At 58.0% G+C, this 24,140-nt stretch carries 21 protein-coding genes and 1 riboswitch; of the genes, 10 read left to right on the top strand and 11 right to left on the bottom strand.

Annotated elements, in window-relative coordinates; genetic code table 11:
* Nucleotides 1-62 precede the first annotated feature (62 nt).
* Nucleotides 63-641: a phosphoribosylglycinamide formyltransferase gene (gene purN / locus ACED87_RS00220; protein ID WP_449081988.1), complete on the bottom strand. Its 579-nt coding sequence runs from the start codon at nucleotides 639-641 to the stop codon at nucleotides 63-65.
* Between the two features lie 112 nt (nucleotides 642-753).
* Here purN and ACED87_RS00215 point away from each other — a divergent pair, with 112 nt between their 5' ends.
* Nucleotides 754-1,167, top strand: a complete 414-nt coding sequence (locus ACED87_RS00215) for a hypothetical protein (protein ID WP_449081986.1) — start codon at nucleotides 754-756, stop codon at nucleotides 1,165-1,167.
* Nucleotides 1,168-1,246: 79 nt separating this feature from the next.
* On the opposite strand, the gene ACED87_RS00210 is transcribed toward ACED87_RS00215, so the two are convergent.
* From ACED87_RS00210 to ACED87_RS00200, 3 genes are all read right to left on the bottom strand, one after another.
* Nucleotides 1,247-2,917 carry a cell division protein PerM gene (locus ACED87_RS00210; RefSeq protein WP_449081984.1) on the bottom strand — a complete coding sequence of 557 codons (1,671 nt, stop codon included), beginning with the start codon at nucleotides 2,915-2,917 and terminating at the stop codon, nucleotides 1,247-1,249.
* A gap of 127 nt (nucleotides 2,918-3,044) precedes the next feature.
* Complete coding sequence (locus ACED87_RS00205) at nucleotides 3,045-3,476, bottom strand: plasmid stabilization protein (RefSeq protein WP_449081982.1); 432 nt, start codon at nucleotides 3,474-3,476, stop codon at nucleotides 3,045-3,047.
* The gene (locus ACED87_RS00200; RefSeq protein ID WP_449081980.1) at nucleotides 3,473-3,691 is read right to left on the bottom strand and encodes a nuclease PIN; all 219 of its coding nucleotides are present in this window, start codon (nucleotides 3,689-3,691) and stop codon (nucleotides 3,473-3,475) included. Before ACED87_RS00200 ends, ACED87_RS00205 begins: the two co-directional genes overlap by 4 nt.
* Nucleotides 3,692-3,727: 36 nt before the next feature.
* Nucleotides 3,728-3,856, bottom strand: a riboswitch (SAM riboswitch).
* Between the two features lie 149 nt (nucleotides 3,857-4,005).
* On the opposite strand from ACED87_RS00200, the gene ACED87_RS00195 reads away from it, so the two are divergent.
* A complete protein-coding gene (locus tag ACED87_RS00195; RefSeq protein WP_449081979.1) occupies nucleotides 4,006-7,743 on the top strand; it encodes a DEAD/DEAH box helicase in 3,738 nt (1,245 codons plus the stop codon).
* 35 nt (nucleotides 7,744-7,778) lie between these two features.
* On the opposite strand, the gene ACED87_RS00190 is transcribed toward ACED87_RS00195, so the two are convergent.
* Complete coding sequence (locus tag ACED87_RS00190; RefSeq protein ID WP_449081977.1) at nucleotides 7,779-10,151, bottom strand: Tex family protein; 2,373 nt, start codon at nucleotides 10,149-10,151, stop codon at nucleotides 7,779-7,781.
* Between the two features lie 266 nt (nucleotides 10,152-10,417).
* Here ACED87_RS00190 and ACED87_RS00185 point away from each other — a divergent pair, with 266 nt between their 5' ends.
* From ACED87_RS00185 to trmB, 7 genes are all read left to right on the top strand, one after another.
* Entirely contained in the window at nucleotides 10,418-11,860 is a 1,443-nt protein-coding gene (locus ACED87_RS00185; RefSeq protein WP_449081975.1) for a TY-Chap domain-containing protein, read from the top strand.
* Nucleotides 11,861-11,894: 34 nt separating this feature from the next.
* Nucleotides 11,895-12,737 (top strand): HNH endonuclease family protein, encoded by an 843-nt coding sequence (locus ACED87_RS00180; RefSeq protein WP_449081973.1) that lies wholly within the window; start codon nucleotides 11,895-11,897, stop codon nucleotides 12,735-12,737.
* 13 nt (nucleotides 12,738-12,750) lie between these two features.
* Nucleotides 12,751-13,119 carry an alanine:cation symporter family protein gene (locus ACED87_RS00175; protein ID WP_449081972.1) on the top strand — a complete coding sequence of 123 codons (369 nt, stop codon included), beginning with the start codon at nucleotides 12,751-12,753 and terminating at the stop codon, nucleotides 13,117-13,119.
* Nucleotides 13,053-13,244: an alanine:cation symporter family protein gene (locus ACED87_RS00170; protein ID WP_449082180.1), complete on the top strand. Its 192-nt coding sequence runs from the start codon at nucleotides 13,053-13,055 to the stop codon at nucleotides 13,242-13,244. Before ACED87_RS00175 ends, ACED87_RS00170 begins: the two co-directional genes overlap by 67 nt.
* A 298-nt stretch (nucleotides 13,245-13,542) precedes the next feature.
* Nucleotides 13,543-15,144 carry a GMC oxidoreductase gene (locus tag ACED87_RS00165; protein ID WP_449081970.1) on the top strand — a complete coding sequence of 534 codons (1,602 nt, stop codon included), beginning with the start codon at nucleotides 13,543-13,545 and terminating at the stop codon, nucleotides 15,142-15,144.
* Nucleotides 15,145-15,168: 24 nt separating this feature from the next.
* Nucleotides 15,169-15,798: a hypothetical protein gene (locus ACED87_RS00160; RefSeq protein WP_449081968.1), complete on the top strand. Its 630-nt coding sequence runs from the start codon at nucleotides 15,169-15,171 to the stop codon at nucleotides 15,796-15,798.
* A 160-nt stretch (nucleotides 15,799-15,958) separates the two neighbouring features.
* Nucleotides 15,959-16,780, top strand: a complete 822-nt coding sequence (trmB, locus tag ACED87_RS00155; RefSeq protein ID WP_449081967.1) for a tRNA (guanosine(46)-N7)-methyltransferase TrmB — start codon at nucleotides 15,959-15,961, stop codon at nucleotides 16,778-16,780.
* A 120-nt stretch (nucleotides 16,781-16,900) separates the two neighbouring features.
* Here trmB and ACED87_RS00150 read toward each other — a convergent pair whose 3' ends face one another.
* From ACED87_RS00150 to ACED87_RS00125, 6 genes are all read right to left on the bottom strand, one after another.
* Nucleotides 16,901-18,004, bottom strand: coding sequence for a baeRF3 domain-containing protein (locus tag ACED87_RS00150; RefSeq protein WP_449081965.1), 1,104 nt, complete (start codon nucleotides 18,002-18,004; stop codon nucleotides 16,901-16,903).
* Nucleotides 18,005-18,245: 241 nt separating this feature from the next.
* Nucleotides 18,246-18,671: a heat shock protein transcriptional repressor HspR gene (locus ACED87_RS00145; RefSeq protein WP_449081963.1), complete on the bottom strand. Its 426-nt coding sequence runs from the start codon at nucleotides 18,669-18,671 to the stop codon at nucleotides 18,246-18,248.
* Nucleotides 18,672-18,673: 2 nt separating this feature from the next.
* Nucleotides 18,674-19,675: a DnaJ C-terminal domain-containing protein gene (locus ACED87_RS00140; RefSeq protein WP_449081961.1), complete on the bottom strand. Its 1,002-nt coding sequence runs from the start codon at nucleotides 19,673-19,675 to the stop codon at nucleotides 18,674-18,676.
* Nucleotides 19,676-19,782: 107 nt separating this feature from the next.
* Nucleotides 19,783-20,388: a nucleotide exchange factor GrpE gene (locus tag ACED87_RS00135; RefSeq protein ID WP_449081960.1), complete on the bottom strand. Its 606-nt coding sequence runs from the start codon at nucleotides 20,386-20,388 to the stop codon at nucleotides 19,783-19,785.
* A 2-nt stretch (nucleotides 20,389-20,390) separates the two neighbouring features.
* The gene (gene dnaK, locus ACED87_RS00130; protein WP_449081958.1) at nucleotides 20,391-22,238 is read right to left on the bottom strand and encodes a molecular chaperone DnaK; all 1,848 of its coding nucleotides are present in this window, start codon (nucleotides 22,236-22,238) and stop codon (nucleotides 20,391-20,393) included.
* 310 nt (nucleotides 22,239-22,548) lie between these two features.
* Complete coding sequence (locus tag ACED87_RS00125) at nucleotides 22,549-23,253, bottom strand: hypothetical protein (RefSeq protein WP_449081956.1); 705 nt, start codon at nucleotides 23,251-23,253, stop codon at nucleotides 22,549-22,551.
* Between the two features lie 400 nt (nucleotides 23,254-23,653).
* On the opposite strand from ACED87_RS00125, the gene ACED87_RS00120 reads away from it, so the two are divergent.
* Nucleotides 23,654-24,127, top strand: coding sequence for a low molecular weight protein-tyrosine-phosphatase (locus ACED87_RS00120; RefSeq protein ID WP_449081954.1), 474 nt, complete (start codon nucleotides 23,654-23,656; stop codon nucleotides 24,125-24,127).
* Nucleotides 24,128-24,140: the final 13 nt, after the last annotated feature.

The following is a 24,140-nucleotide window of genomic DNA, read 5'->3' as shown; positions in this document are numbered from 1 at the left end:
TCGTTTTGGTATGGAGCCCCGACCCTAGGCCCAGCCCCGCAGGAGGAGGCTAAATTTGTGGGTTAGGCGCTGGGGCCTTGGAGGTCTTGGGCTAGGCGGGCGATGGTTTCTACCAGCAGTACCCGCTCTTTGATCTTGATGCGTTCGTGCAGGGTTTCTTCGGTGTCATCGTCGAGCACATCGACGGCAGCTTGGGCCAAGATAGGGCCGGTATCGACACCAGAGTCAACCAGGTGCACGGTCAGGCCGGTGACTTTCACCCCGTGGGCCAGGGCATCGCGGACGCCGTGGGCACCGGGGAAGGAGGGCAGCAGGGCGGGGTGGGTGTTAATGATGCGGTTCTTAAAGCGGTCCACAAGCTGGGCGTCAACAATACGCATGAAACCTGCAAAGATAATGTAGTCGGCCTCGTAGCTGGCGATGGCTTCTTCTAGGGCCCGGTTCCAGGCTTCGCGGGTCTCGTAGGCCTTAGGTTCTACCAGGAAGGTTTCTATTCCGGCGGCTTGAGCCCGTTCAAGGCCTAGGCAGGGTTTATCGGCGCCGACGGCTAGAACCGTGGCGTTGAGGTCGCCTGCTGCTACGGAATCAAGGATAGACTGTAAATTTGTGCCCGAGCCGGACACCATCACCACAATGCGCATACAGAAAAGTTTATCGTATGCTAGCGCCCCACACCGCAGAGTTTTTGTGATGAGACAGTGAAGGGGTGAGGGCTGTGCGGGGTCTTTGCTGTGGGGCGGTAAGGTGGTAGGTATGTCTGACACTGTGCGTCCTTCTCATCAGTTGCCCTCTGAGTCTGCCCTTGCGAGTATCAAGGTGTGGTCGCGACTTTCTTTTTTGGCCATGGTTGCCACGGTCGCTAGCGCCTCTTACCCTGGCTGGTTGGCTCTGGTGACCGCTGTGCTGGCGGTGCTCACTTGTGTGTTTGCCACCGTGGCGCTGGTGAAGATGGCGGGGGCTAGGTTCCCTGCTTTTTCGATGATTTTGATGGTTCTGCTGATATTGTGGTCGCTCTTTTTGGGTTTTGCGGCCCTCGTTCAGCTTCTTTTTGTGGATGCAACAATGGCCTACGCTGAATGTTTGCAGCAGGCTGTGACCTTAAGCAGGCAGCAGCAGTGCACCGTACAGATGAGCGATGGCCTGCTGCAGCAGCTTCTGGGCCAATAGTTGGCCTGGTATGTTATGAGTTTTATTGGGTGTGCATAGAAGAGTCAGGCTCACATGAGTTGTGAGCCTGGCTTATTTTTTAGGGGGAACGGGTTTCGTTCTCTGCGCCTTCAGCTAGTTCTTCCAGGCGTTTTTGGCGGCGGGCTTGCAGGGATTTCGGACGCCGGACCACAGGGCGGAAGGGAAGAGCAGGTTCTGCTTCTTCTTCGGTTTCGGCTACAGGTTCGGGTTCTGCCTGCTTGTTTGCAGGATCAGCTTCTGTGAGCTCAGTAGCTGGCTCTGTTTCCGCTAGCTCTGTCTCTACTTGCTCCTTCTCCATATGCTCGTCTTTCACTGGCACAAGTTTAAGCTGCACTTCTCTGTCTTTCTGAAGAGAACGCTGAATACGGGTCCTTGCTTTCTCGAGCTTAGCCTGAGCCTTTGTAGCTTTTTTCTGTTCGCGGGTGGGCTTGGTTTGGGCAAATCGTTCTAGTTCGCCGGAGGTATCTCGCACCAGCAGGTGAGCCAGGGCCAGGCCGAGCATGGTGCCTAGTGCCAGTAAGAGAGCTGAGTAGGCACCAAAGATGAGGGGGTGAGGGCCGATAGCGGTGAAGCGCCCCAGCCCCAGTGACCCGTTAGCGGCCCACCCTAGCAGGGCTATCAGCAGGAAGGTGGGGACGAGGGTAAGGACGGCTAGCCCCAGGGTAGAGAGAGTCCACGATAGCCAGCGGTAGCGGATTTTAAGGGAGAGCCACTCATCATAATGGTTTTCACCTTCGCGGAAGAACCACCAGCCCCCTAGGGCACCGGCGGCGAGGGGGACTGCTAGGGCCAGGTAGCCCCAGGGTTCGGTCGCGTGCGGTAGGGCCCCTAGCACCGGCAAGGAGGGCATGACCCCCACATTGGTGCCGGTCAGATCAACAGAGGTGCCCTCACCTAGGGCAAAGCCCGCCCCGGAGCTCCAGGCCATGGCATAGACCACCAGGTTGACCAGTAGACCTAGCTGTAGCAGGGTCAGGGCCAGGTCGCCGACTGCCCCGGCGCGTAGGCTCTGGTAGAGGGTGACTACCTCAGCCCAGTGCCAGAAGAGAGTGAGTGCCAGAAGTAGGGCGCCACCGGCTAGGAAAGCTAGTGAGCTGACCAGGGCTGCACGTAGTAGGGCCCAGGCGTAGGAGCCAGCCCAGCGGGAGTACTGGCTAAACTTTTTCACCCAGTCAGCTGCGTTCACACCGATCATGGCCGCCAGCGAGCGCGATTCGGCGTACCCGCCTAAGAGGATGCCTAGGGCTGCTACCCAGAGGGGCACGAGGGCGGCCCGTGTTGGGGAGGTGGAGAAGAAGTCGTTGGTGGAGAGTAGGCTCACCCCGGCACCTACCAGGGCGTAGGCGGTGAGGCCTCCTGCTAGGGGTTGCCAGAATTGGCCTTCGTAGCTGGCGCGGGCTAGGCGGCGTCCGGCCCGGTAGCACAGGGCTAGGGGGATGAGGGTTAGCCCTAGTGGTACGAGGCTCATGGTTCCGGTGACTGCTGAGAAGACTCCTTGTTCGGGAATGTTCATGTTCAGGGGTACGCCGTGGATTAGTAGCCAGATATGGCCGGCTGCAGAAATAGCTGCGGCGAGGGTGCCGCTGTTAAAACCGTTGGTGTACCAGATCGCTGCCAGGAGTAGGACGACGGTGAGGTAGGAGGCCAGCGCCACGAGGGCAAGTTCAACTGAGCCCTGGAGCCATAGGGGCATGGGGAGGGAACGTTTGGGGTGAGCGGTGGTATTCATCGCCTTTCATCATGTCATGTTTCTTTGTTCTGTGCTGTTCTTTCCTTGCACGCTGTAAGAAGTGCAGGGGTTCTGTGGGTCTGCGCTTCTCTTTTGGCTGCCTGGGTGGGGTTTATGATGTGAGAATTTAGTCTTCCCAGGGGTTAGTTGCTGGTACGCCCCAGGATTTATAGATTTCGGCTTTGCTGGAGATAATTTCGAGCTGGTGGACGGTGGCGGTTGCGGCCATGAGCCCTTCGAGGGCTGCTGTGGGGAGGGGGCGTGGGTCTTGGCCTCCTACGAGGTGTAGGTGCTTGTCGGTGTGGCGTCCGGCCCATTGCAGGGCTATCTTCGCGTCGATGTCTAGTACATGCGAGTCGAAGCGTTCCATGAGCTCAGCAAGCCAGCGTTCGGTTTCTGGGTAGGGGTAGAGCCCTTTGAGTTCGCCGAGGCTGAGTACTGAGATGTACATGGTGCGGTAGGAGCGGCGGCGGAGGCAGTTCACTACCTGCTGGTGCGGGGTGGCCTTGCGGATTTCGGCAAGGACGTCGGAGTCGAGAAGCAGACCTACCTGGCTCATGCAGCTTTGAGAACACCGTACTCGGTTGTGGCAGGGGTGCCCTTGGGGTTGAAGGCGAGCAGGAAGTTGAGGAATTCGCTGCGTTCGTTAGAGAAGCGGGTGTAGTCCTGGATGCTCATTGCGGTGTAGCCGCCGCGGGCTGGTACTGAGGCGGCGGAGATGTTCTTTTGAACGGTCAGGTGAGGACGGTGGGTGTGGGGTCGAGCGTTTGACATGCCGTCGTTGCGCGTAAGGTGCGCATTCCTTTCGAATACTTGCTCTTGCCTGCACCAAACAGCGCTGAATATGCGCGATGCAGACCGCTTCGTCATCCGAGCCACCCGTGAACATGGGGTTGGCGTTCAACCAAAGTCGGAGCTTAACAGTTGAATCTCTTGAAGCTGGTAAAAGCATAACCTGCCCTCGAAGTTTCTGTAAATATCTGTCTCATTATTTTTAATGCTGGAGTGAGTTGGCCTGCTGGTGCTGGGTCTTAGGTGGTGCGATACGCTAGAAGACTAGGTATTTGCTCTGTTGTGAAGGTGTGCCTGTGTCTACTTCTTTCCCTGAAATTCCGGTAACAGCCCCAGCCATTATTCGGCAGGTGGGCTCTGGTGCTTATACGCGGGGGCAGCGATATATGCGTGAGGGGCAGGTCATTCGTTACACCTATGATGAGCAGGCTCGGGTGCTTGAGGGGCAGGTGGCTGGTTCTGGCTCGGCGCCCTATACTGCGCGGGTGGCTTTCCCTGCTGAGGTTGTTGCTGGTTCTTATGCTTTTTCGGCAACGTGTTCGTGCCCGGTGGCTCATAACTGTAAGCATGCGGTGGCGCTCATGCTGACTGCTATTGACCGTACGGCTAAGGCTAAGCGGGCGATGACGGCCTCATCTAGCACCTGGAAAACCGCGCAGGAGCCCAGCAGCCCCCAGGAGAAGGTTCAGCAGATTCTTGAGGTGGCTCAGGGGGTGGGTCTGCAGCGGGCGGCAGATTTGGCACAAGAGCAGAGGGGTGAAGCGGCGATGTTTAGCCTGGAGGCTCAGGCCGATGAAGGCACCCAGGCGGACACCGGTGGGCAGGCTAGTAGGGCCCTGCCGGCGTGGCGGCGTTCTTTGGCTCATTCTCTAGCAGCGCGCCCCAGCTACGATAGCCGTAACCACCGGGTTGCCGGGGCCCTCGATGTGCGGCTGGTGGTGCCCGGTAAGTACGGGTGGACTAAGAATATTGGTGCTCCCCGGGTGTCGCTTGAAGCTCGTCCGCTGATGATGGGGGCCCGCGGTAAGTGGATTAAGGGAGGTTTGAGCTGGGAGAAATTTTCGGGCTCTGCCGCCGGGGCTGCGGGTACGGGTCTGCTCCCTGAACATGCAGCCTGGTTCAACGAATTTTATGCGGTGATTCGAGGCTCCCAATCTATCTATTCTTCGCACCGGGATTGGGCTTCTATTTCGAATGTGGATTCGTCCTTGCTCTGGCAGATGCTGGAATCTGCTAGCGATGTGGGCCTGACCGTGCTCCTAGAGGGCAAAGAAACCGGGCTGGCTATCGCCAGCGCCCCCCAGATTGAGCTGGCTTTAGACCCTGTGCCCGAACGGGGCTCTTCCACCGATGCTCTGCGGCTCACTCCCCTACTGCGCTGGGGCCCTTACACTCTTCCTGCTCATTTCACCCATAAGCTGGGCAATAACCGGCAGGGTTTCATTGCCCTGGGTGGGGCAGCCCAGGAGGCCTATGTTCAAGCTGCTACCGCTGCCCGCTGGGAGACTACCCTGCCCTCAGCCCTAGCCCAGGCTAGTGAGGTGGCACCTGAACACCGGCCCTCCTGGCTGAGCGCTGACTCTGAGCTGGTGCTCATTCCTCTTGCTGAGCCGGTCGATGCGGTTGCCGAATCCCTCATATCAGGGGAGCAAGTGACAGTACCGGCCGCAGACGTCCCCGCCTTTTTTGCTGACTACTACCCTGCCCTGACCCGGGCGCTTGCTGTCTGCACCACTAGCGAAGACCTGGAGCTACCGGCCGTCCGTATGCCAACTTTGGTGCTCACAGTCGCCTTCGATCAGCCAGGCCCGCCCTTTACCGCTTACACCGCCTGGCACTGGGAATACCCGGTCAACCCCACCGGTGACGATAGTGACTTCATCAGGCTCGATGCCCTGGGCTACCCCGGTGAAGACAGGGCCGATGTGCGCGATACCGCCCACGAATACCGGGTCCTCAAAGAGGTCAAAAAGATTCGCCCCGGCCTGCCCTTCACCCGCCACTCCACCGAAAACTGGGGCACCCGCACCCTGCTAGAAACCTACCTACCTGCCTACCAGCAGGTTGAGGGGGTGCGGGTCGATATCACAGGCCCGAAACCTGAATTCCGTGAACTGGATCAAGCCCCCGAAATTATTGTGACGGTGGACGATACCCGCCGCCGCGACTGGTTCGGGCTAGGGGTAGCTATCAAGGCTGGGCAATGGCATGTGGCTTTCTCAGAGGTTGTTGCAGCCCTGGCCAAGGGCCAAACCCACCTGCTACTGGGCAATGGCCAGTACTTTGCCCTTGACCGGCCCGAATTCATGAAATTACAAGAGCTACTGCGCGAAGCAGCCCAGCTCACCGACAAGACCGGGCCGCTAGAAATCAACCGCCACCAGGTAGGCCTCTGGGAAGAACTTGAAGAACTCGCCGCAGAAACCCAGACCGTTGCCGCCTGGGACGAGCAGGTCTCAGCCCTGCTCAACCTGGGCCACCACTCCCCCGCAGATGTTCCCCCCACCTTAGAGGCAACCCTGCGCCCCTACCAGGTGGAGGGCTACCAGTGGTTAGCCTTCCTCTGGGAACACGGCCTGGGTGGTGTGCTGGCTGACGACATGGGCCTGGGCAAGACCTTACAAACCATCGCCCTCTTCCTGCACGCCCAAGAAAAGAAGCAGGAGGCCAGCCAGCCCACCCGCGACCGCCAGCTAGACGGGAACGAAGCGGGGGTGGCACCGGGGGCAGAAGCCGATCCGGACGCGTCCGCCCCCTTCCTGGTGATAGCCCCCACCTCTGTTGTGCCCAACTGGGTGCGAGAAATCAAACGCTTTGCCCCCTCCCTTAAAGTAGTGGGTGTTGAAGAGTCGGTGCGTAAATCTAAACGGCACCTGACCGACACTATCGCCGGGGCTGATGTGGTGGTAACCAGCTACGCCCTCTTCCGCCTAGATGAAGAACACTACTTTGAGCTAGGTAGCCAGCAGCCCTTCGAGGGGCTAGTGCTCGATGAGGCCCAGTTCGTCAAAAACGCTAAAACCAAGGCCCACCAGGTAGCCCGCGATCTACCTGCCCGCCTCAAGATTGCGGTCACCGGCACCCCCATGGAAAACAACCTCATGGAACTGTGGTCCATGTTCTCTATTGCCGCCCCCGGCCTCTTCCCCTCCGCCCGCACCTTTAAGGACGTCTACGCCACCCCCATCGAATCCGGGGAAGAAACCAAGGCCCTGGGCAGGCTGCGCCGCCGCATCCGTCCGCTCATGAAACGCCGCACCAAAGAACTGGTGGCTGCCGACCTACCGGAGAAGACCGATATGCGCATCGATGTGCCCCTGGCACCGGCCCACCGCCGGGCCTATGATACGCACCTACAGCGCGAGCGCCAAAAAATTCTGGGCCTGCTGGAGGACATCGACAAGAACCGCTTCACCATTTTCCAGTCCTTGACGACCCTGCGCCGCCTGGCCCTGGATGCCACCTTGATTGATGCTGAACGCTATACCGGGGTGGAGTCTTCTAAGCTGGACTACCTGGAGCAGAATCTGCCTGAGATTATTCATGATGGCCACCGGGCCCTGATTTTTAGCCAGTTCACCGGCTACCTCAAGAAGGTCGCCGGTAGGCTCTCTGATATGGGTATCCCCTTCCTCTACTTGGATGGTTCTACCCGCAATCGCGGGGAGCTGCTGGAAGAGTTCGAGTCAGGTACGGCCCCTGTCTTTCTGATTTCTCTCAAGGCAGGTGGCTTTGGGCTGAACCTGACCAGCGCCGATTATTGCTTCATTATGGATCCCTGGTGGAACCCGGCTGCCGAGCAGCAGGCGGTTGATCGTGTGCACCGCATTGGGCAGACCAAGAATGTGATGGTCTACCGCCTGGTCTCAGCGGGCACCATCGAAGAGAAGGTCATGGAGCTCAAAGAGTCTAAGGCTGCTCTTTTTGATGCTGTGGTTGATGAGGGCGCTTTCTTTGCCTCCCAGCTCACCGCAGCGCAGATTCGCGACTTGCTGACTGTCCCTGCCCCAGAAGAGGGAAGCCAGCCTTCTTAGAGGGGGGGAGGGCAGGCTCACGCTGGCTGTCTTCCTTACCGTAGATTGTGGCGGCGCCGGTTACCCTTACGGGCTTTGGGCTCTGGCTCTTCTAGCAGCAAGGAAAGAGAAATACGCTGACGGGCCGGGTCTGCTTCAACCACCCGCACCTGCACAATATCACCAGATTTAACAATGCTGTGAGGGTCAGAGACAAACTCGCGGCTCATCTGCGAAACATGCACCAGCCCGTCCTGGTGCACCCCAATATCCACAAAGGCACCAAAGGCTGCCACGTTAGAGACGGTGCCCTCAAGAATCATGCCGGGGGTCAAATCGGCGATAGTCTCAACACCTTCTTCAAAGCGTGCGGTGCGGAAGGTGGGGCGGGGGTCGCGCCCAGGGGCTGAAAGCTCAGCAATAATATCGGTGATGGTGGGCAAACCGACGCTAGCTGTGGTGAAGTCACGCGGGTCCAGGGCCGCCAGGGCTTCTGCGCTGACCTTACCCTCAATGAAACCACCGGCAGCAGCCACCATAGAGCGGGCCAGATCGTAGGATTCGGGGTGCACCCCGGAGGCATCTAAGGGTTCAGTACCATCGGTGATACGGACGAACCCGGCAGCTTGCTCAAAGGCTTTAGGGCCCAGGCGGGGCACCTTCAGCAAATCGGTGCGGCAGGTGAAAGGGCCGTGTTCGGTACGGTAGGCAACAATGTTTTCGGCAATGGTCTTGTTCAAGCCGGCAACACGGGCAAGCAGGGCTGGGGAGGCCGAATTAACAAGCACACCCACCGCGTTGACGGAATCTTCAACAACCCCGTCAAGGGCACGGGTCAGGGCTGCCGGTGACACATCGTGCTGGTACTGGCCCACACCGATGGATTGGGGTTCAATTTTGACCAGCTCGGCCAGGGGGTCTTGCAGACGGCGGGCAATAGAGACCGCCCCGCGCAGGGAGACATCCATGCCCGGCAGTTCGCGACTGGCAAGTTCTGAGGCGGAGTAGACGGAGGCACCTGCCTCGGAGACAACGACCTTCTGGAGCCCGCGGTAGCCGCTAGCTGTGCATTCTTTCATCAGGTCAGAGGCAAGTTTGTCGGTTTCTCGGCTGGCGGTTCCGTTACCGATGGCTATGAGTTCTACCTGGTAGGTGCCCACCAGGTGCGTGAGCCTATCGAGGGAGGCCTGCCACTGGTTGCGGGGCGCATGGGGGTAAATAAGGTCAGTAGCCAGCACTTGGCCGGTCTGCCCTACCACTGCAACTTTGACGCCGGTGCGCAGGCCAGGGTCCAGCCCAAGGGTGGTGCGGGAGCCAGCAGGTGCTGCCAGCAGAACATCGCGCAAATTGGAGGCAAAGACGGTGATGGCGTCCTTTTCTGCCTGTTCGAAGAGAGAGGTTCTGGCTTCTGAGGCCAGGCGGGGCAGCAGGCGCTGGCGGCAGGCTATGCGCACAGTTTTAGCCAGCCAGCCAACCACCATGGTTTCGTCGGAGACCATGTTGAGCACCTGGGCACCAATTCCCAGGGCTTCGGCCACGGTGCGTTCGTACCAGCTGCGTTCCCGGTCGTATTCTTCAGCCAAAATTTCGGCTGCTTCGCGGGCCGCACCTTTGAGGGAGGACTTGGCCGGTGGGAGCACGTCCACATCGACGCTGACCTTGACGGCCCCTTCTTTTTCGGCCCGGAGTAGGGCTAGCACCCGGTGGGAGGGGATACGGCGGATTTCTTCATTGAATTCGAAGTAGTCGCTGAACTTGGCACCAGCTTGCTGCTGGCCGGGGATCAGGCGGGAGGTGATGACGCCGCGGCGCATGAAGCGTTGGCGGAGGGTTTCTGCCAGGGCTGGGTCTGTGAGGGCCTGTTCAATCAGCAGGGCGCGGGCCCCTTCCAGGGCGTTATCGACTGAGGCGACGGTTGCTTCAACGGTGCCGGGCTCAGCATCAGCTAGTTCAGACTCAACGTAGGCCTCAGCGATGTCAGCGGTGGGGGCGAAGGGAACTTCTAGCAGGTCTTCAACTAGTGATTCCAGCCCGGCCTCCCGCGCGAGGAAGGCCAGGGTCTTGCGCTTGGTTTTGTGGGGGGCGTAGAGCGCTTCGAGCTCATTTTTGGTGGGGGCGTGCGCCAGGGCGGCTGCCAGTTCTTCTGTCAGTAGGGCACGTTCGTGCAGGGTGCGGACGATTGCCACCCGGCGCTCTTCGAGTTCTCGCAGGTAGCGCAGGCGTTCAGCTAGGGTGCGGAGCTGGGTGTCGTCAAGCCCACCGGTGGCTTCTTTGCGGTAGCGGGCGATGAAGGGCACGGTGGCCCCGTCATCGAGCAGGGCTATAGCTGAGCGCACCTGGTCGGCCCGGGCACCGAGTTCTAGAGCGATTCGTTCCTCGAGGGGAGGGAGGGGGGTGTGGGGGGCATCTGCCGCGCCTGCATGTGTCATAGTTTCTAGTTTCTCATACTGTTTTTGCTGTTGGTTTGAGCAGGCTCTGCCAGGTGATGGGGGTCTGCTGTGGGGGCTGGGGGAGGTTACTTGGGTGGTGGGTGTTTGTTCATCTACTTGTAATAGTTAAGCTTGCAGTGGTCACAGAGGGGTGGGAGCACCTAAAGTGGTGCTACAGGGTACTTGGGAGCGGTCTAGACAGGGCTGTTACCAAGACTCTTTGACCCCGAGCCCATTCTTGTTTGACCTTGCTTTGGAGAACCACTGTGCCAGAGGAAACCGATCTTTCCTATACCGAATTCTGCGAGCGCTATGACTCGCTCTTGAGTGGGCTTGCGAGCATGGGCTGGACCTCTTCTGAAGCTCTTCATCGTGTATCTGTGCTTTACCCTGGTCTTGACCGGGACTTGGTGGAGCAGGCGGTTCATTCTGGCCGTTGGCTTTTTGGTAATGGTCAGGGGCAAACTCATTCGCATGTGCTGATGGCTTCGGCCCTGTGGTATGCGGTGGCTGTGACCTATGATTTGGACCCTGATTACGAGTACGCGGCGGTGGGGATTGACCCCATTATTATTCAAGATCTTCCGCGTATGCTTGAGGCTTTTGCTGTGCCTCCTGAGGAGATCGCTACGATTGTTGGGCGTATTGGTGCTGCTCTCAATTACATGGCCCAGCACCCCTATACTGAGCTTGATGAGCAGACCTACGATGATTTTTTGGCTCATCTTCCGCAGGAGATTGTCCATATTTCTCGTGGGGATTTCTCTTGGCCTCCGTCTCGGGCTCTGATTGAAGATCGCCTGGGGGATCGTTCTTGGTCTAGGGCCTTGCTGAAGGTGGGGGTTTGCCCGCCCAATGCTGAGGAGCAGGGTATCACGCTTGCAGCTAGTACCCTCAGTGAGCGTGTTTTCCGTAATACTCTGGGCGAGTTTTTGAACTATTGCATCCGTTATGACCGTAAGCCGTCGGTTTTGCTTTATGGTAGTTGGGCTGAGGATTCGGCAAGAAGCGGGCGCGTGCCTCACCTGGGTACGGTGCGAGCTAAGTATGGTTCGTGGCATGTGGCTCTTCAGGCTGGCCGTCAGATGTTTAATGATGTGCTGCTCATGGGGGCTTCGGGCTTGTCTGCCCGGCCTGTGGGTCAGCCTGCGGTTGATTCTACTGAGTCTCTTAATATTAAAGAGATTCAGGCGCAGGGTATTGGTGTAGTGCAGCCTAAGACTCTGACCGAGGCTGAGCGTGTTGAGCGGGCCTGGCGGCAGTTGGTTTCGGTCACGGAGCAGCGTCTTGAGGAGTTGCCCTGGAATCTTTCCTTGCGGATCTATTACATCTGCCCTGAGGTGGTTGCGACTAAGGATTTCACTAATTTTGTGAGTATTTTGCGTTCCCCTGCTGGCTATTTTTGTGAGCTGACGTCTCCTGATGAGTTTGAGACTATTGAGGTTGAGCTTGATACCGAGATGCTAGAAGATGCGGGGTGGACGGCACCTAATGGCCGGTGGACCCGTAACTTCTTGTCGGTTAAGGACGCCGCCGAGGGCATTATTGAGGCTATGCGTGAGGGTATGGGCTGTGACCGCCCTGATTTCTATCAGTCAGATGATCCGGCAGGCCACCCGGCGGTGAATGTGGCTCACCCTACTACCGGGTCTATTCCTATGGTGCCTGTGACCGGTAGTGGTTATATAGCGATTGAGGATTTTAGGTAGGGAACCCAACTCACGGCGTTAGAATAGGTGACCTATGAGTACCTCCCGTAAGCGTCCTTCTGCCCCTCGTTTTTCTTCACCTAGTGACCGCCAGATTCGTGCGGGCGTCCGTTTTGTAGCGGGTTTACCTGCTGGTGTGCAGCGTGCCTTGGCTCTGCTGCTTGTTGTGGTCTTACTGGTGGGCGGTCTGCTGTGGTTGCGGTCGCACCAGTGGAATGTGCGGTCTGCTCTTGATAGTTTGCTCAACCCTGCGGGTACGGCTGTGAGTACCGGATTTTCGGGTTCTGGGGTGCAGACTTATTCGACGGCTAGTGAGGTTCTTGAGGGTTTAACGGTGGCTGATTCCTACTCTGGGACTAAGTATAAGCGTGATGCTTATGGGCAGGCTTGGGCTGATATTGACAAGAATGGTTGCGATCAGCGGAACGATATTTTGACCCGTGATCTTACCGACCTTGATGTTGCTAGTAACTGTTTTGTGCTCTCAGGGCACTTGGTAGACCCTTATACGGCTGAGGCTATTGATTTTAAGCGTGGGCCTAAGACGAGCGATGCCATTCCTATCGACCATGTGGTGGCGCTGTCTAATGCCTGGGTTTCTGGGGCTTGGCAGTGGAGCCCAGAGCAGCGGGTTCTTATAGCTAATGATCCGCTCAATTTGCAGGCGGCTGGGCAGACTGCTAACACGCAGAAGTCTGATAAGAGTGCGGACGCCTGGCTGCCCCAGCCCGGTTACCGCTGTGAGTATGTGGCGCGGCAGGTGTCGGTGAAGGCCGCCTATGGGCTTACTGTCACTGGTGCTGAGAAGCGGGCTATGCAGGGTGTGCTGGCAACCTGCCCTGATCAGCCAGCCTATCGGTCTGCTTTTACCGGCTAGCTAGTGGCGGGCGGTGCGTGGCTCCCGGCAAGAAGGCGCCAGAGGCGAAATTTCCTCCTTCCAGGCCATGAGCACAGCCCTGGGTACCACCGTCGGTACCGGTAATATCGTTGGTGTTGTCCTCTCCCTGAGCATTGGTGGGCCCGGTATCTGCCGTGTTTTTGCCTGCTTCGGCATCGGAAACATGACCCAGGCAAAAGCCATCTCAGCTAACCTAGAGCACTCCTTCAGCATCTCGCCCTACCTTACTGCCGGCGTCCTTGCGGTAGGAACAGCCGCCGCCCTGCTTGGCGGCATTAGAACCGTAAAAAGGCTATCATTGGCTACCGCCTTATCTTCGCCCTGGTCTGTGGGCTGGGCGCTATCGCCCCACTCACCCTAGTCTTTGCCTTCTCAGACATCATGAACGGGCTGATGGCGATCCCCAACCTCATCGGGCTCTTGCTACTCTCTGGTCTAGTAGCGCGTGAGACTAAGAAGTACCTCACCCACCACCCCAACTCTTGAACACCGGGACACGACCAGCCTCAAAAAGGTCGCAGCAAAAATGGTTACCGATCCGCGGGCTGCTGACCGCCCAGATAAGACATCGAAATAATTTTTCGTACGCCTGAACACAAAACGCCAACAGTCCTATAGGTTGCGATATAAGCACGCTAAAATACCGCTAAAGTGGGGACAGGTCTTTTCGTATCTTCAACGTATTTCGCACATACTAGCGAAACGGCCTGCATGCTCATAGCCTCCCAGACCTGTGAGCAGCACCCATTCGGTCTCGCACCCGCACCTAGAAAAGGACACTCCTATGCCATTTACCCCTAACCGCCGCTCAGCTCTCAAACTAACCGCAGCAGCATCTGCCGCCTCCGCCCTAGCAGCTACCGCCACTACCGCCCACGCCAACGGCCAAAAGCGCATCGCCATTATCGGCTCCGGCTACGGCGGCGCAGTAGCCGCCCGCGCCCTCACTGAAAAGGGCTACACCGTCGACATGATCGAAATGGGCGCCGACTGGGAAAAGATGGCGCCTAAGTCAAACGGCTACCGGTTTGACCAGATGACCTCCCCCACCGAACGCTCCATGTGGTTCGAAGACCGCACCGACATGCCCCTCTCCAGCGTCTTCGGTCTAGACTACGTCAACCGCCCCATCAACCGGGCCGCCGGCGTCCTAGGCATCGAACGCTTCGCCAATATGAAGGTCTACGTGGGCAAGGGCGTAGGTGGTGGCTCACTGGCCAACGGCGGTATGGCAGTTACCCCTAACCCCTCTTTCTTCCAGCAAGTCCTACCCCAACTTGACGCTGCAGAAATGTACGCAACCTACTTCCCGCGCGCCAACACCAACCTGGGAGTCACCACACCCCCATCCGACGTGGTCGGCACCTCCAAGTGGTACCAGTTCTCACGAGTCTCTGCCTCCCAAGCAGCCAAAGCCGGCTTCAAACACCAGTTCGTACCTAACGTCTACGACTGGAACTACATGCGCCAAGAGAACTTCTCCCGCGTCCCCCGCTCAGCCCTAGGTCGCCAGGTCATCTTCGGTAACGACCACGGCAAAAAATCACTGCCCAAAACCATCTTGGCCACCGCCTTTGCCACCGGCAAAGTCAACCTCATCCCCCTGACCGAGGTAACCGCCCTCACCCAGCAAGCCGATGGCACCTTCTCCCTCGACTTGAAGACCATTGACTTCACCGGCAACCTGGTCAGCGCCACCACACAGGTCTACGACCGCGTCATCATGGCTGCAGGTTCTGTTGGCACCAACCGTCTACTGCTGCAAGCAAAGAACGCAGGCACTGTGAAGAATCTGCCCGCAACGCTGGGCACCAACTGGGGCCCCAACGGCAACATCATGGTAGCCCGCAACGTCAATGCTGCTACCGGCGGCTACCAGTCAGGAATCCCTGCCATGGGCATCTCCAACTGGGATAACTCCACCAACTCAGTCTTCGCAGAGCTTGCCCCCTTCCCTGCAGGCCTAGATATGCGCATCGGCCTCTACCTGGCTATCACCAACAACCCCAACAAGGGCACCTTCACCTGGAACGCCTCTACCGGCTCCATGGACCTCGACTGGGACTCCACCAAGGCAGCCCCCGGTGTTGCCGCAGCCAAAGCCTTCATGGACAAGATGAACGCGGCCAACCCCGGCACCTCCTACAACTCTGGTCTCTTCCAGGGTGGCAAGACCTTCGCCGACTACTTCACCTACCACCCGCTCGGCGGTGCCGTCATCGGTGAAACCACCGACCTCAACGGTGAAGTAAAGGGTGTGCCCGGCCTCTTTGTTATGGACGGCTCCCTGATTCCTGGCAAAATTGGTGTCAATCCCTTCGTCACCATTACTGCTATCGCAGAACGCAACATGGACCGTCTGCTGGCAGCAGGCCGTTTCGCCTAAGACTTTCGAGAGATGTACTAACCTATGACTTCTTTACTGACACCCCACCGCCGCACCCTGCTCAAGGCCAGCGCCTGGGCCGCTCCCGCCGTCCTAGCTACCAGTGCAATTCCCGCTTACGCTGCGAGTTTTGAAGAGATTCCTCGCACCGATCTGGCAATTCAGATTGCTGATCCCACTGTAGATTGGTCAACCTTTGAGCCTGTCTACGACACCCCTATTTACCGGGGCCCGACCACCACGACTAACGTAGCCGCTTACGCGTCTTTTCCCAATACCATGACCATCACCAATGTTGGTAGCGTACCAGCAGTTAACCCCACAGGGACCCTGCTCAGCGACATGCAAGACGTCTTTACGGATGCAACCGGCTCTAACCAGGCCGGAACCCAGGTCAATTCAAGCGACTCCCGCGTCACCTTCACCTACGCAGGCTCAGCAGGCTGGGGTTCTCCCAGCTTTGTCTGGACCTTTGCTGGTACTCTGCAGCCCGGCGAGTCAGTCGATATTCCCCTGCGCTACTACATCAACTGGCCTTTCTGGAACGTCCAGTATGAGCTCTTCCTATCCGCTACTGTAATTGACGAGATGGACGGCGACTCAGACGATAACTCCGATCACATGGGTACTACCCAGGGCCGCGTTACCTACTAAGTAGAGCTATGAGGAACCTTCCACCGGGGCAGGCTGTTTTCAGCCTGCCCCGGTCTATATCTGTGGCGATATAATTGGGGACGCCTTTCTTTTCTCTACCGGCGGCACTTAGCGTTTCCGTGTGCGCCGGTTTATCTGTCTCAACCTCGCAAGGAGAGTTATGGAAACCAAGAAGCAACAACAAGATCTAGCAGCCAAAGCCGAACGTGCAGCAGCAGGTGAAGATTTGAGCGCCCCGGTCCCTGAAAAATTTCACCGCCAGCCCTACTCCTTCGTCCGCCGCGGCGACCGCCTGACCGCCCGCCGCCAAAAAGCCTGGGACGCCTACGCCCCCACCCATGTGCTTGACCTACCCCGCAACGTTGGGGATACTTCGGTAGCTGAGGGTGCGACCTTTGACCAGCAGGCCCTTTACGGACGCACTGACGCGCCCCTGGTCGTTGAGATTGGCTCCGGCCTGGGTGAGGCTATCGTCAATCGGGCTGCCCAGGTACCTGAGGCTAACTTCCTGGCTGTTGAGGTCTACACCCCCGGTATCGCTGACCTGCTGCTGAAGATGGGCCAGGCCGGTGTTGAGAATGTGCGTGTTGCCCAGGCCAATGCCCCTGAGCTGCTGGATCATCTGCTGGAGGAATCTTCTGTTGATGAGCTCTGGGTTTTCTTCCCTGACCCCTGGCACAAGGCCCGCCACCACAAGCGTCGCCTGGTCTCCCCTGCCTTTGCCGATAAGGTAGCGCGTGTGCTCAAGCCCGGTGGCATTTGGCGTCTGGCCACTGACTGGGAGGAATATGCCCTGGTCATGCGCGAGGTACTCGAAGCTCACCCCGATTTCACTAATGCCCACGCCGGTGAAAACACCACTGAGGAGGACCCGGTCGGTGGCTGGGCTCCGCGCTGGGAAGGACGCGTGGTGACCAGTTTCGAGCGCAAGGCCGGTGAGGCAGGGCGTCGCGCCCATGACCTGACCTTTATTCGTCGATAAAAGGGTTCAGTAGTAAAAGTAGAGAAAAGGCGCCCCACCACAGGCTCATGCACTGCGGTGGGGCGCTTTATACCTCTAGCGAGTTAGGTAGGAGCCGCTTGTCGTGCTCTTATTGTTGGTCTACCAGCGGGTGATGGCTGCCAGGTTCTCTTCGGAGCTTTCGGGCAGGGGCTTTACTTCGCCGCCGGAGCGTAGTACCAGGTTGATAGCCTGGGCTGCTTCGCTCAGGCCTTCGCCGGTGGTGGCCTTCTCGTCTTCTGCTACCAGCAGGGTTGCAATCTGGCCCTGCTTGGCTGCTTCGAGCACTTCGCCTGCGCCGATGTAGCGCTTGCCAGAGCGGGCGTCCTCAAGCTGCTGGTTGAGGCTCTGGGTTTCGTGCTGAGCCTGCTCTTGAAGCACGGGCTGGAGCTTTTCCAGGAGCTGGGCTTCGCTCATCTCGTCCACGCGGCCGTCGCTAATGGTGGTCTCTAGTACCTGGCCCCATTCGGTGAAGCTGCGGAACTCGTTGGTGAGTTCTTCAATACCGGCCAGTACCAGGGGGTGGCGCAGGGGTTCGTTAACCTCGTCTTCGATGCCCTTGGCCACCTTGCGCAAGAAGCGTTCGCGGTAGATGCGGTCGGTGTCTGAGTCGTTGGTGTGGGCGTGGAAGGTTGCTACTCCCCCACCCTTGGGTACCTGCTGTTGGGTGCGCTGCACATCGTAGTCATCGTAGATGTCCTCTTCGCTTTCGATCATGTGCTTGAGGTCGATTTGGCCGATGCGGGTGCCGTCAGTTTCGAAGAGTCGCACGTCTTTGCGGGAGAGTGCTAGCAGGTGCAAGCTGGTGTCGGTGCTGAGCAGGGGTACTAGGGAGGTGAGGTCGTAGTCCCCTGCTACGGTGACTGCTTCGGGTAGGTCCAGGGGCAGGCGTAGGGCGGTCATGGTGCCGTTTTCTAGTAGGACGGCTAGGCCGTCGCCTTGGTGCTGCCAGTAGTCACGGTCATCGACGAGTTCGTGGGCTGGTGCTAGCAGTGCTTCTGCGTCTACGTCTCTTGCTTCTAGCTTTTCGCGAGCGGTAGCTAAGAGGTTGCGGAAGCGGGTGGAGTTTCCGGTGGTGTCTCGCCCTGCGCGTTCGGTGGGCATGGTGAGGGTGACGCGAGTTGCTCCCTCTGCCGCAGGTGCGGTGAGTGCTTTAGTGTCAAGAGCGTCAAAGGGCTTGTTGGTGGAGAGCTGGGCCTCGGTCATGGTCGACTCCTTTTTAGTCGGTTGGGGTAGCGGAAGTATTAACCGCTCCTAGAACTAAGCTAACTGGCTATAAAGGTGGCTTCAAGAGTATTCGGCCTAGAGAGAAGATAATGACAGTCTATTAACGCTAGACAGCTAAATTATCCAGACAATTAGAAGAACTGGTCTTGACTAGCGTAGACTTAAAGATTGTGGCGGCACCCAACCTTGGGTGCCGCCACAATATTTTAAGATGGCAGGCTTAACGCGGCCGGTAGAGCACCACGGCCTGGGAGGTAGAGCGTGCAGCCGGACGCTTGCCACGAGCTAGATGCATAGCCCCACCAGAGGTACCGGCAGCAAAAACGCGAGAACCCTCCTGAAGGCGATTGCGCAGATTCTCGTTATCAGCCTGCAACTCAACAATGCGGGTCCGCAGGGCCTCCACCTGGTTCTCAAGCTGCATGATGCGCTTAATACCCTCTAGTGAAACACCGGACTGGGAAAGCTCCTGGATCTCCTGAAGCTGCTGCACATCCCGCTCAGAATAGCGGCGGGCACGGCCCGGGGCCCGCTGGGGCTGAACCAGACCTAGCCGGTCGTACTGGCGCAGGGTCTGCGGGTGCATACCGGCTAGCTCAGCGGCCACAGAGATAACAAAAACTGGGCGATCGGCTTCCAATGTCATGTTTAACCGCCTGCTTTCCTCAGCATCTCTTCACGGGGGTTAGTTTGCGGGGCAGCTGCGATGAAGGCATCGAGGGCGGCTTCAGCTTCGGCAGTGAGATTGGTGGGCAACTGTACCTCAGGGATGACCAGCATATCGCCGCTACCCTTCTTGGTTACAAAGCCGCGGCCCTTAGCGCGCAGTTTACGGCCTGCCGGTGAGCCAGCGGCCAGGCGGAGCTTAACGCTTCCACCATCAAGGGTGGGGGCCTCGATGACGCCGCCCTTCACAGCTTCTTCCAGAGTGACCGGCACGCGCACCAGCAGGTTATCCCCTTCCCGCTCAAAGTAGGGGTGGGTATCTACGCGGACGGTGACAATCAGGTCCCCTGCCCCACCGGCACCGGGGTGCCCCTTGCCGCGGGCACGGATTTTCTGGCCGTCCTTAACGCCGCGCGGTAGGCGCACCTGGGTTTGGGAGCCGCCGGGGCGGAAGACTGAAACCTCAGCACCCTCATAGGCCTGTTGGAGGGTGATACGGGCACTAGTGGTCGCGTCTTTCCCCTGGGGCGCTGGCTGTGAGAAACCACCACCGGGGAAACCGCCGCCAGCGCCGGGGAAGCCACCTGCAGAGCGTGCTCCCCCACCAAAACCAGCGCCGCCACCGAACATGCCGCCGAGCAAATCTTCAATGTTAATGCCGCCAGCACCGCCACTGGTGGAGTAGGTGAAGTTACCGCCGCCAGGGAAACCACCGGGGAAACCGCCGCCAGCGCCGCTGAAGCCCGCGGCCCCGTACTTGCGGATCTGGTCGTACTCTTCCTTCTGCTTGGGGTCTGAGAGCACGTCGTAGGCTTCTGAGACTTCCTTGAACTTCTTCTCAGCAGCCTCATCACCGGGGTTCTGGTCGGGGTGGTACTTGCGGGCCAGCTTGCGGTAGGCCTTCTTAATATCTGCCTCGGAGGAATCCTCGGCTACGCCTAGTACCTTATAAAAATCTTGATGGAGCCAGTTTTCACTCGCCATGTGCCTCTCCTTCCGAGGTAGATCCTATGTCTTTTAGTGTCTTTTAGAGGGGTAAAACTGGGCGGGCACCCAGCCTGACCTATCAGGCCGGGTGCCCGCCCGCGTCCTTATTCTGCTACCGCAACAGCTACCTGGGCGGTTCGGACCACACGGTCCTTCACCTTATAGCCGTTACGTAGAACCATGGAGACTGAGTCAGGCTCAACCTCACTGGTGGGCTGCTGCAATACAGCCTCATGCACCTGGGGGTTGAAGGGTTCGCCAATCTCACCGAATCGCTCTAGGCCCTGCTTGGTTAGGGTCTCTTCGAGCTTGTTGGCAATCGCAGCGAAGGGGCCTTCTTCAAGGTCACCGTGCTTGCGGGCGGCGTCAATATCATCGATGACCGGCAGCAGGGCTGCTACCAGGTCGGCGATGACGAAGTCACGCAGCTGGTCTTTTTCCTTGGCGGTGCGGTTCTTGTAGTTGGTGAACTCGGCCTGAAGGCGGCGCAAATCCTCAAGGCGTTCGGCGGCTAGAGCCGCGTCAGCGTTTTCGGTTGCCTCTGCGCTATCGCCTGCCTTAGCTGCGGCAGATTCTTCGTCTACCGCAGCGTCAGCGGCTACACCTTCGGGCTCGGGGTGGCCTTCAGCAGCCGGGGCGGCGAAGGCGTCCTCCAGAGGGTCGGTGCCCTCGGGCTGGTTGTCTGCGGGCTCGTTGGTGTTCTCAGCCATGGTTAGTTCTTCTTCTCGTCTTCTTCATCGATTACTTCAGCGTCAACGACGTCGTCATCTTCAGCCTTAGCGCCTTCACCGGCTGCTGCATCTGCCTGAGCCTGGGCGTAGAGAGCCTCGCCCAGCTTGGTCTGAGATGCCTGCAGCTTCTCGAAAGCGGTCTTGACGGCCTCATCATCTTCACCTTCAAGGGCAGCCTTCAGGGCGTCAATGTCGGCCTGGACCTCGGTCTTGACGTCCTCGGGTAGCTTCTCGCCGTTTTCCTTGATGAGCTTCTCGATGGAGTAGGCGGTGTTCTCAGCCTGGTTGCGGGTCTCGGCGGCCTCGCGGCGGGCCTTGTCCTGCTCGGCGTGAGCTTCGGCGTCCTTAACCATGCGGTCGATGTCTTCCTTGGAGAGGGAGGTACCACCGGTGATGGTCATGGACTGCTCGGTGCCGGTGCCCTTGTCCTTAGCTGAGACGTGCACGATGCCGTTAGCGTCGATGTCGAAGGTAACTTCAATCTGGGGCACGCCGCGGGGGGCCGGGGCGATACCGGTCAGTTCGAAGGTGCCCAGGTTCTTGTTGTCGCGGGTGAATTCGCGTTCACCCTGGAAAACCTGAATCGATACTGAGGGCTGGTTGTCTTCAGCGGTGGTGAAGGTCTCTGATCGCTTGGTGGGGATTGCGGTGTTGCGCTCGATCAGCTTGGTCATCACACCGCCCTTGGTTTCGATACCGAGGGAGAGGGGGGTGACGTCGATGAGCAGAACGTCCTTGCGCTCACCCTTCAAAACGCCTGCCTGCAGGGCTGCACCCATGGCAACGACCTCATCGGGGTTGACGCCCTTGTTGGGTTCGCGGCCACCAGAGAGTTCCTTGACGACCTCGGTGACGGCGGGCATACGGGTGGAGCCACCGACCAGAACGATGTGGGCGATGTCTGAGACCTTGACGCCTGCTTCAGCGATGACGTCGTTGAAGGGCTTCTTGGTGCGCTCAATCAGGTCTGCGGTCATGTCCTGGAACTTGGCGCGGGTCAGCTTCTCATCCAGGTGGATGGGGCCCTCGGGGGTAACGGAGAGGTACTGCAGGGAGATGTTGGTGGAGGTTGCTGAAGACAGTTCCTTCTTAGCCTGCTCCGCTGCTTCGCGCAGACGCTGCAGGGCAATCTTGTCCTTGGAGAGGTCAGCGCCGGTCTTGGACTTGACCTGCTCTAGCAGGAAGTCAACGATGCGCTGGTCCCAGTCGTCACCACCGAGGCGGTTGTCACCGGAGGTTGCGCGTACCTGGATGGTGGAGAAGCCGTCGTCGTCCTTACCAACTTCAAGAAGGGAGACGTCGAAAGTACCGCCACCGAGGTCGAAGACCAGAATCAGTTCGTCTTCGTTGCCCTTGTCCAGGCCGTAGGCCAGGGCTGCTGCGGTGGGTTCGTTGACGATACGCAGGACGTTCAGGCCAGCGATTTCGCCAGCTTCTTTGGTGGCCTGACGCTCAGCGTCGTTGAAGTAGGCGGGGACGGTGATAACAGCGTCGGTGACTTTGTCGTTCAGGTAGGCTTCAGCATCGCCCTTGAGCTTCATGAGGGTACGGGCTGAGATTTCCTGGGCGGTGTACTTCTTGCCGTCGATGTCGGTAGTCCAGTTGGTGCCCATGTGACGCTTGACGGAAGCGATGGTGCGGTCAACGTTGGTGACTGCCTGGCGCTTGGCGACGTCGCCTACTAGAACTTCGCCGTCCTTTGAGAATGCTACGACGGAGGGGGTGGTGCGGGCGCCTTCCGCGTTGGCAATAACGGTGGGCTCGCCACCTTCGAGCACTGATACAACTGAGTTGGTGGTACCGAGGTCAATACCTACTGCACGTGACATTTTTTCTCCTGAGAGGTTGGTTATCTGTAAATCTTTCAAACAAGTTGAGCCGCGCAGGCTCAACTCGCTTGTCTTGATATCTAGTTTGCCACGTTTCAGAGAGAAGTCAACAGAGTTGAGTTAAAAAGACTCAACTTTTTTGCGCAGCTAAAGTTTAGGTTAATCAGAGCTGACGTCAGACTTACCCTGCCTTTACAAGACCAAGGCAGGCACGGGCGTCCGCACCTGTTAAAACCCTGAAAGTGCCTACAAAAAAGTCGGCACCCTGCATGCAGCAGGGCACCGACTCTAGTCAGAAGATAGGAGCTTCTTATTTACTCGGTACAGATTCTGTACCGTTGAACTCATCAAGAAGCTTAGCCTTGACACTTTCTTCGGTGTTCATACCAACAATCGCCCAGTTTTCACCGTAAACAGCCCAACCATTCTCACTGTCAGCTTCAGAGAAATCAGATAGTTCCTCATCAATTGTAGGGTTACCCTCGGCGTAGATGCCCATGACTAAAGGTGTAGAGTCATCAGCTTCCAACATGCTCATCATGTTGCTCAAGTCAACCGAGGAGCACATGAAAATACCAATGTCTTCAGGGTTTACATTCAAGTTAGGAGCTTCTTCTTCCTTAATATCCTCCATCTCTGACTTTATGACAGTATCAGCGCTATCTAGACACTTAGAGGCGGCAGAACCAGCAGTAGCTTCCTGCATGCCACCCTTGAATTTGTCGTAGCTAGAAACCTTGCTTGACCCGCCAAAGACACCGGTCAGGAAAAGAAGAGCGATAATAATAATCGCGATAGCAACAGCAATCAAACCACCAATAAGCAGGCCCGTGTTCTTCTTCTGAGGGTTCACGGGAGGCTGCCCTACAGGGGCACCTACAAAAGTATCGGGTGCCTGAGTACCGGGAACAGGCTGAGCAGCACCGCCCATGGGAGCAGGCTGGCTAGCAGCAGGCTGATGAGCATTAGGGGTGGTGGGCTGGTTGGGGTTGGGGGTATTGGGCTGGTCGGTCATGGAGAATCTCAATTCTTCAGATGTACAGTGTATTCGCAATAACTTTACCCAAAATGAGCAGTCTTCTCCTCTTTCGCGGGTGTATATGCAGCTTTATTTATTTTTCTATAGGCGGTACGCAAAAGCCCCACAGGTGTGTGGCCTGTGGGGCTTTCGTCATCTCGAAAGAACTCAAGAAACTGAGTGTCTGGTGCTACTCATCTTCAGTTCACTGCTGTATGAACCGGGCAAGCAATGCCTGAGAGTAGCACCATCAAGTGTGTGTACCTGTAAGACTATACATAGATTGCCCCTAGTTTTCCGCCTGAGAGCGAACTTTTTCTCACTTTTTATTCAGGTTCTCCCTAAACCCAGCTCTGACCGAAGGCATCATGCGAACATGGTGACTATGTATCGAATTATGACTGTATGCACCGGAAATATCTGCCGCTCCCCTATGGGCGAGTACCTCATTAAGCAGGCCGCTACCCAAGCTGGGCTCACTGTAGAGGTAGCTTCTAGCGGCATTTCGAACGAAGAAAAGGGCAACCCCATTGACCGGCGCGCCAAAAAAGTGCTGGACGAACTCAACATCAATACTGGCTCGCACAAAGCCAAGCAGTTTACCCGCGCTGATTTTGACCGCTACGACCTGCTACTAGCCATGGACACCAACCACTACCGGGAGCTCAAGCGCCTAGCGCCCAACGATGAGGCAGCGAGCAAGGTCCGCCTGATGCGCGAGTTCGACCCGGCTCTAACAGATAAGCCCCTAGACCAGCTAGGTATCTACGACCCCTGGTACGGTAATATGAGCGATTTCTATGAAACCTTCCAGATGATTCAGAACGCTGTCCCCGGAGTGATTGAGCACGCCCAAACCCACCATAACTAGCTAGCGCCGAATA

This window comes from Rothia sp. 32237D007AR (assembly GCF_053544675.1).
This window is presented reverse-complemented; position numbering and strand designations above follow the sequence as displayed.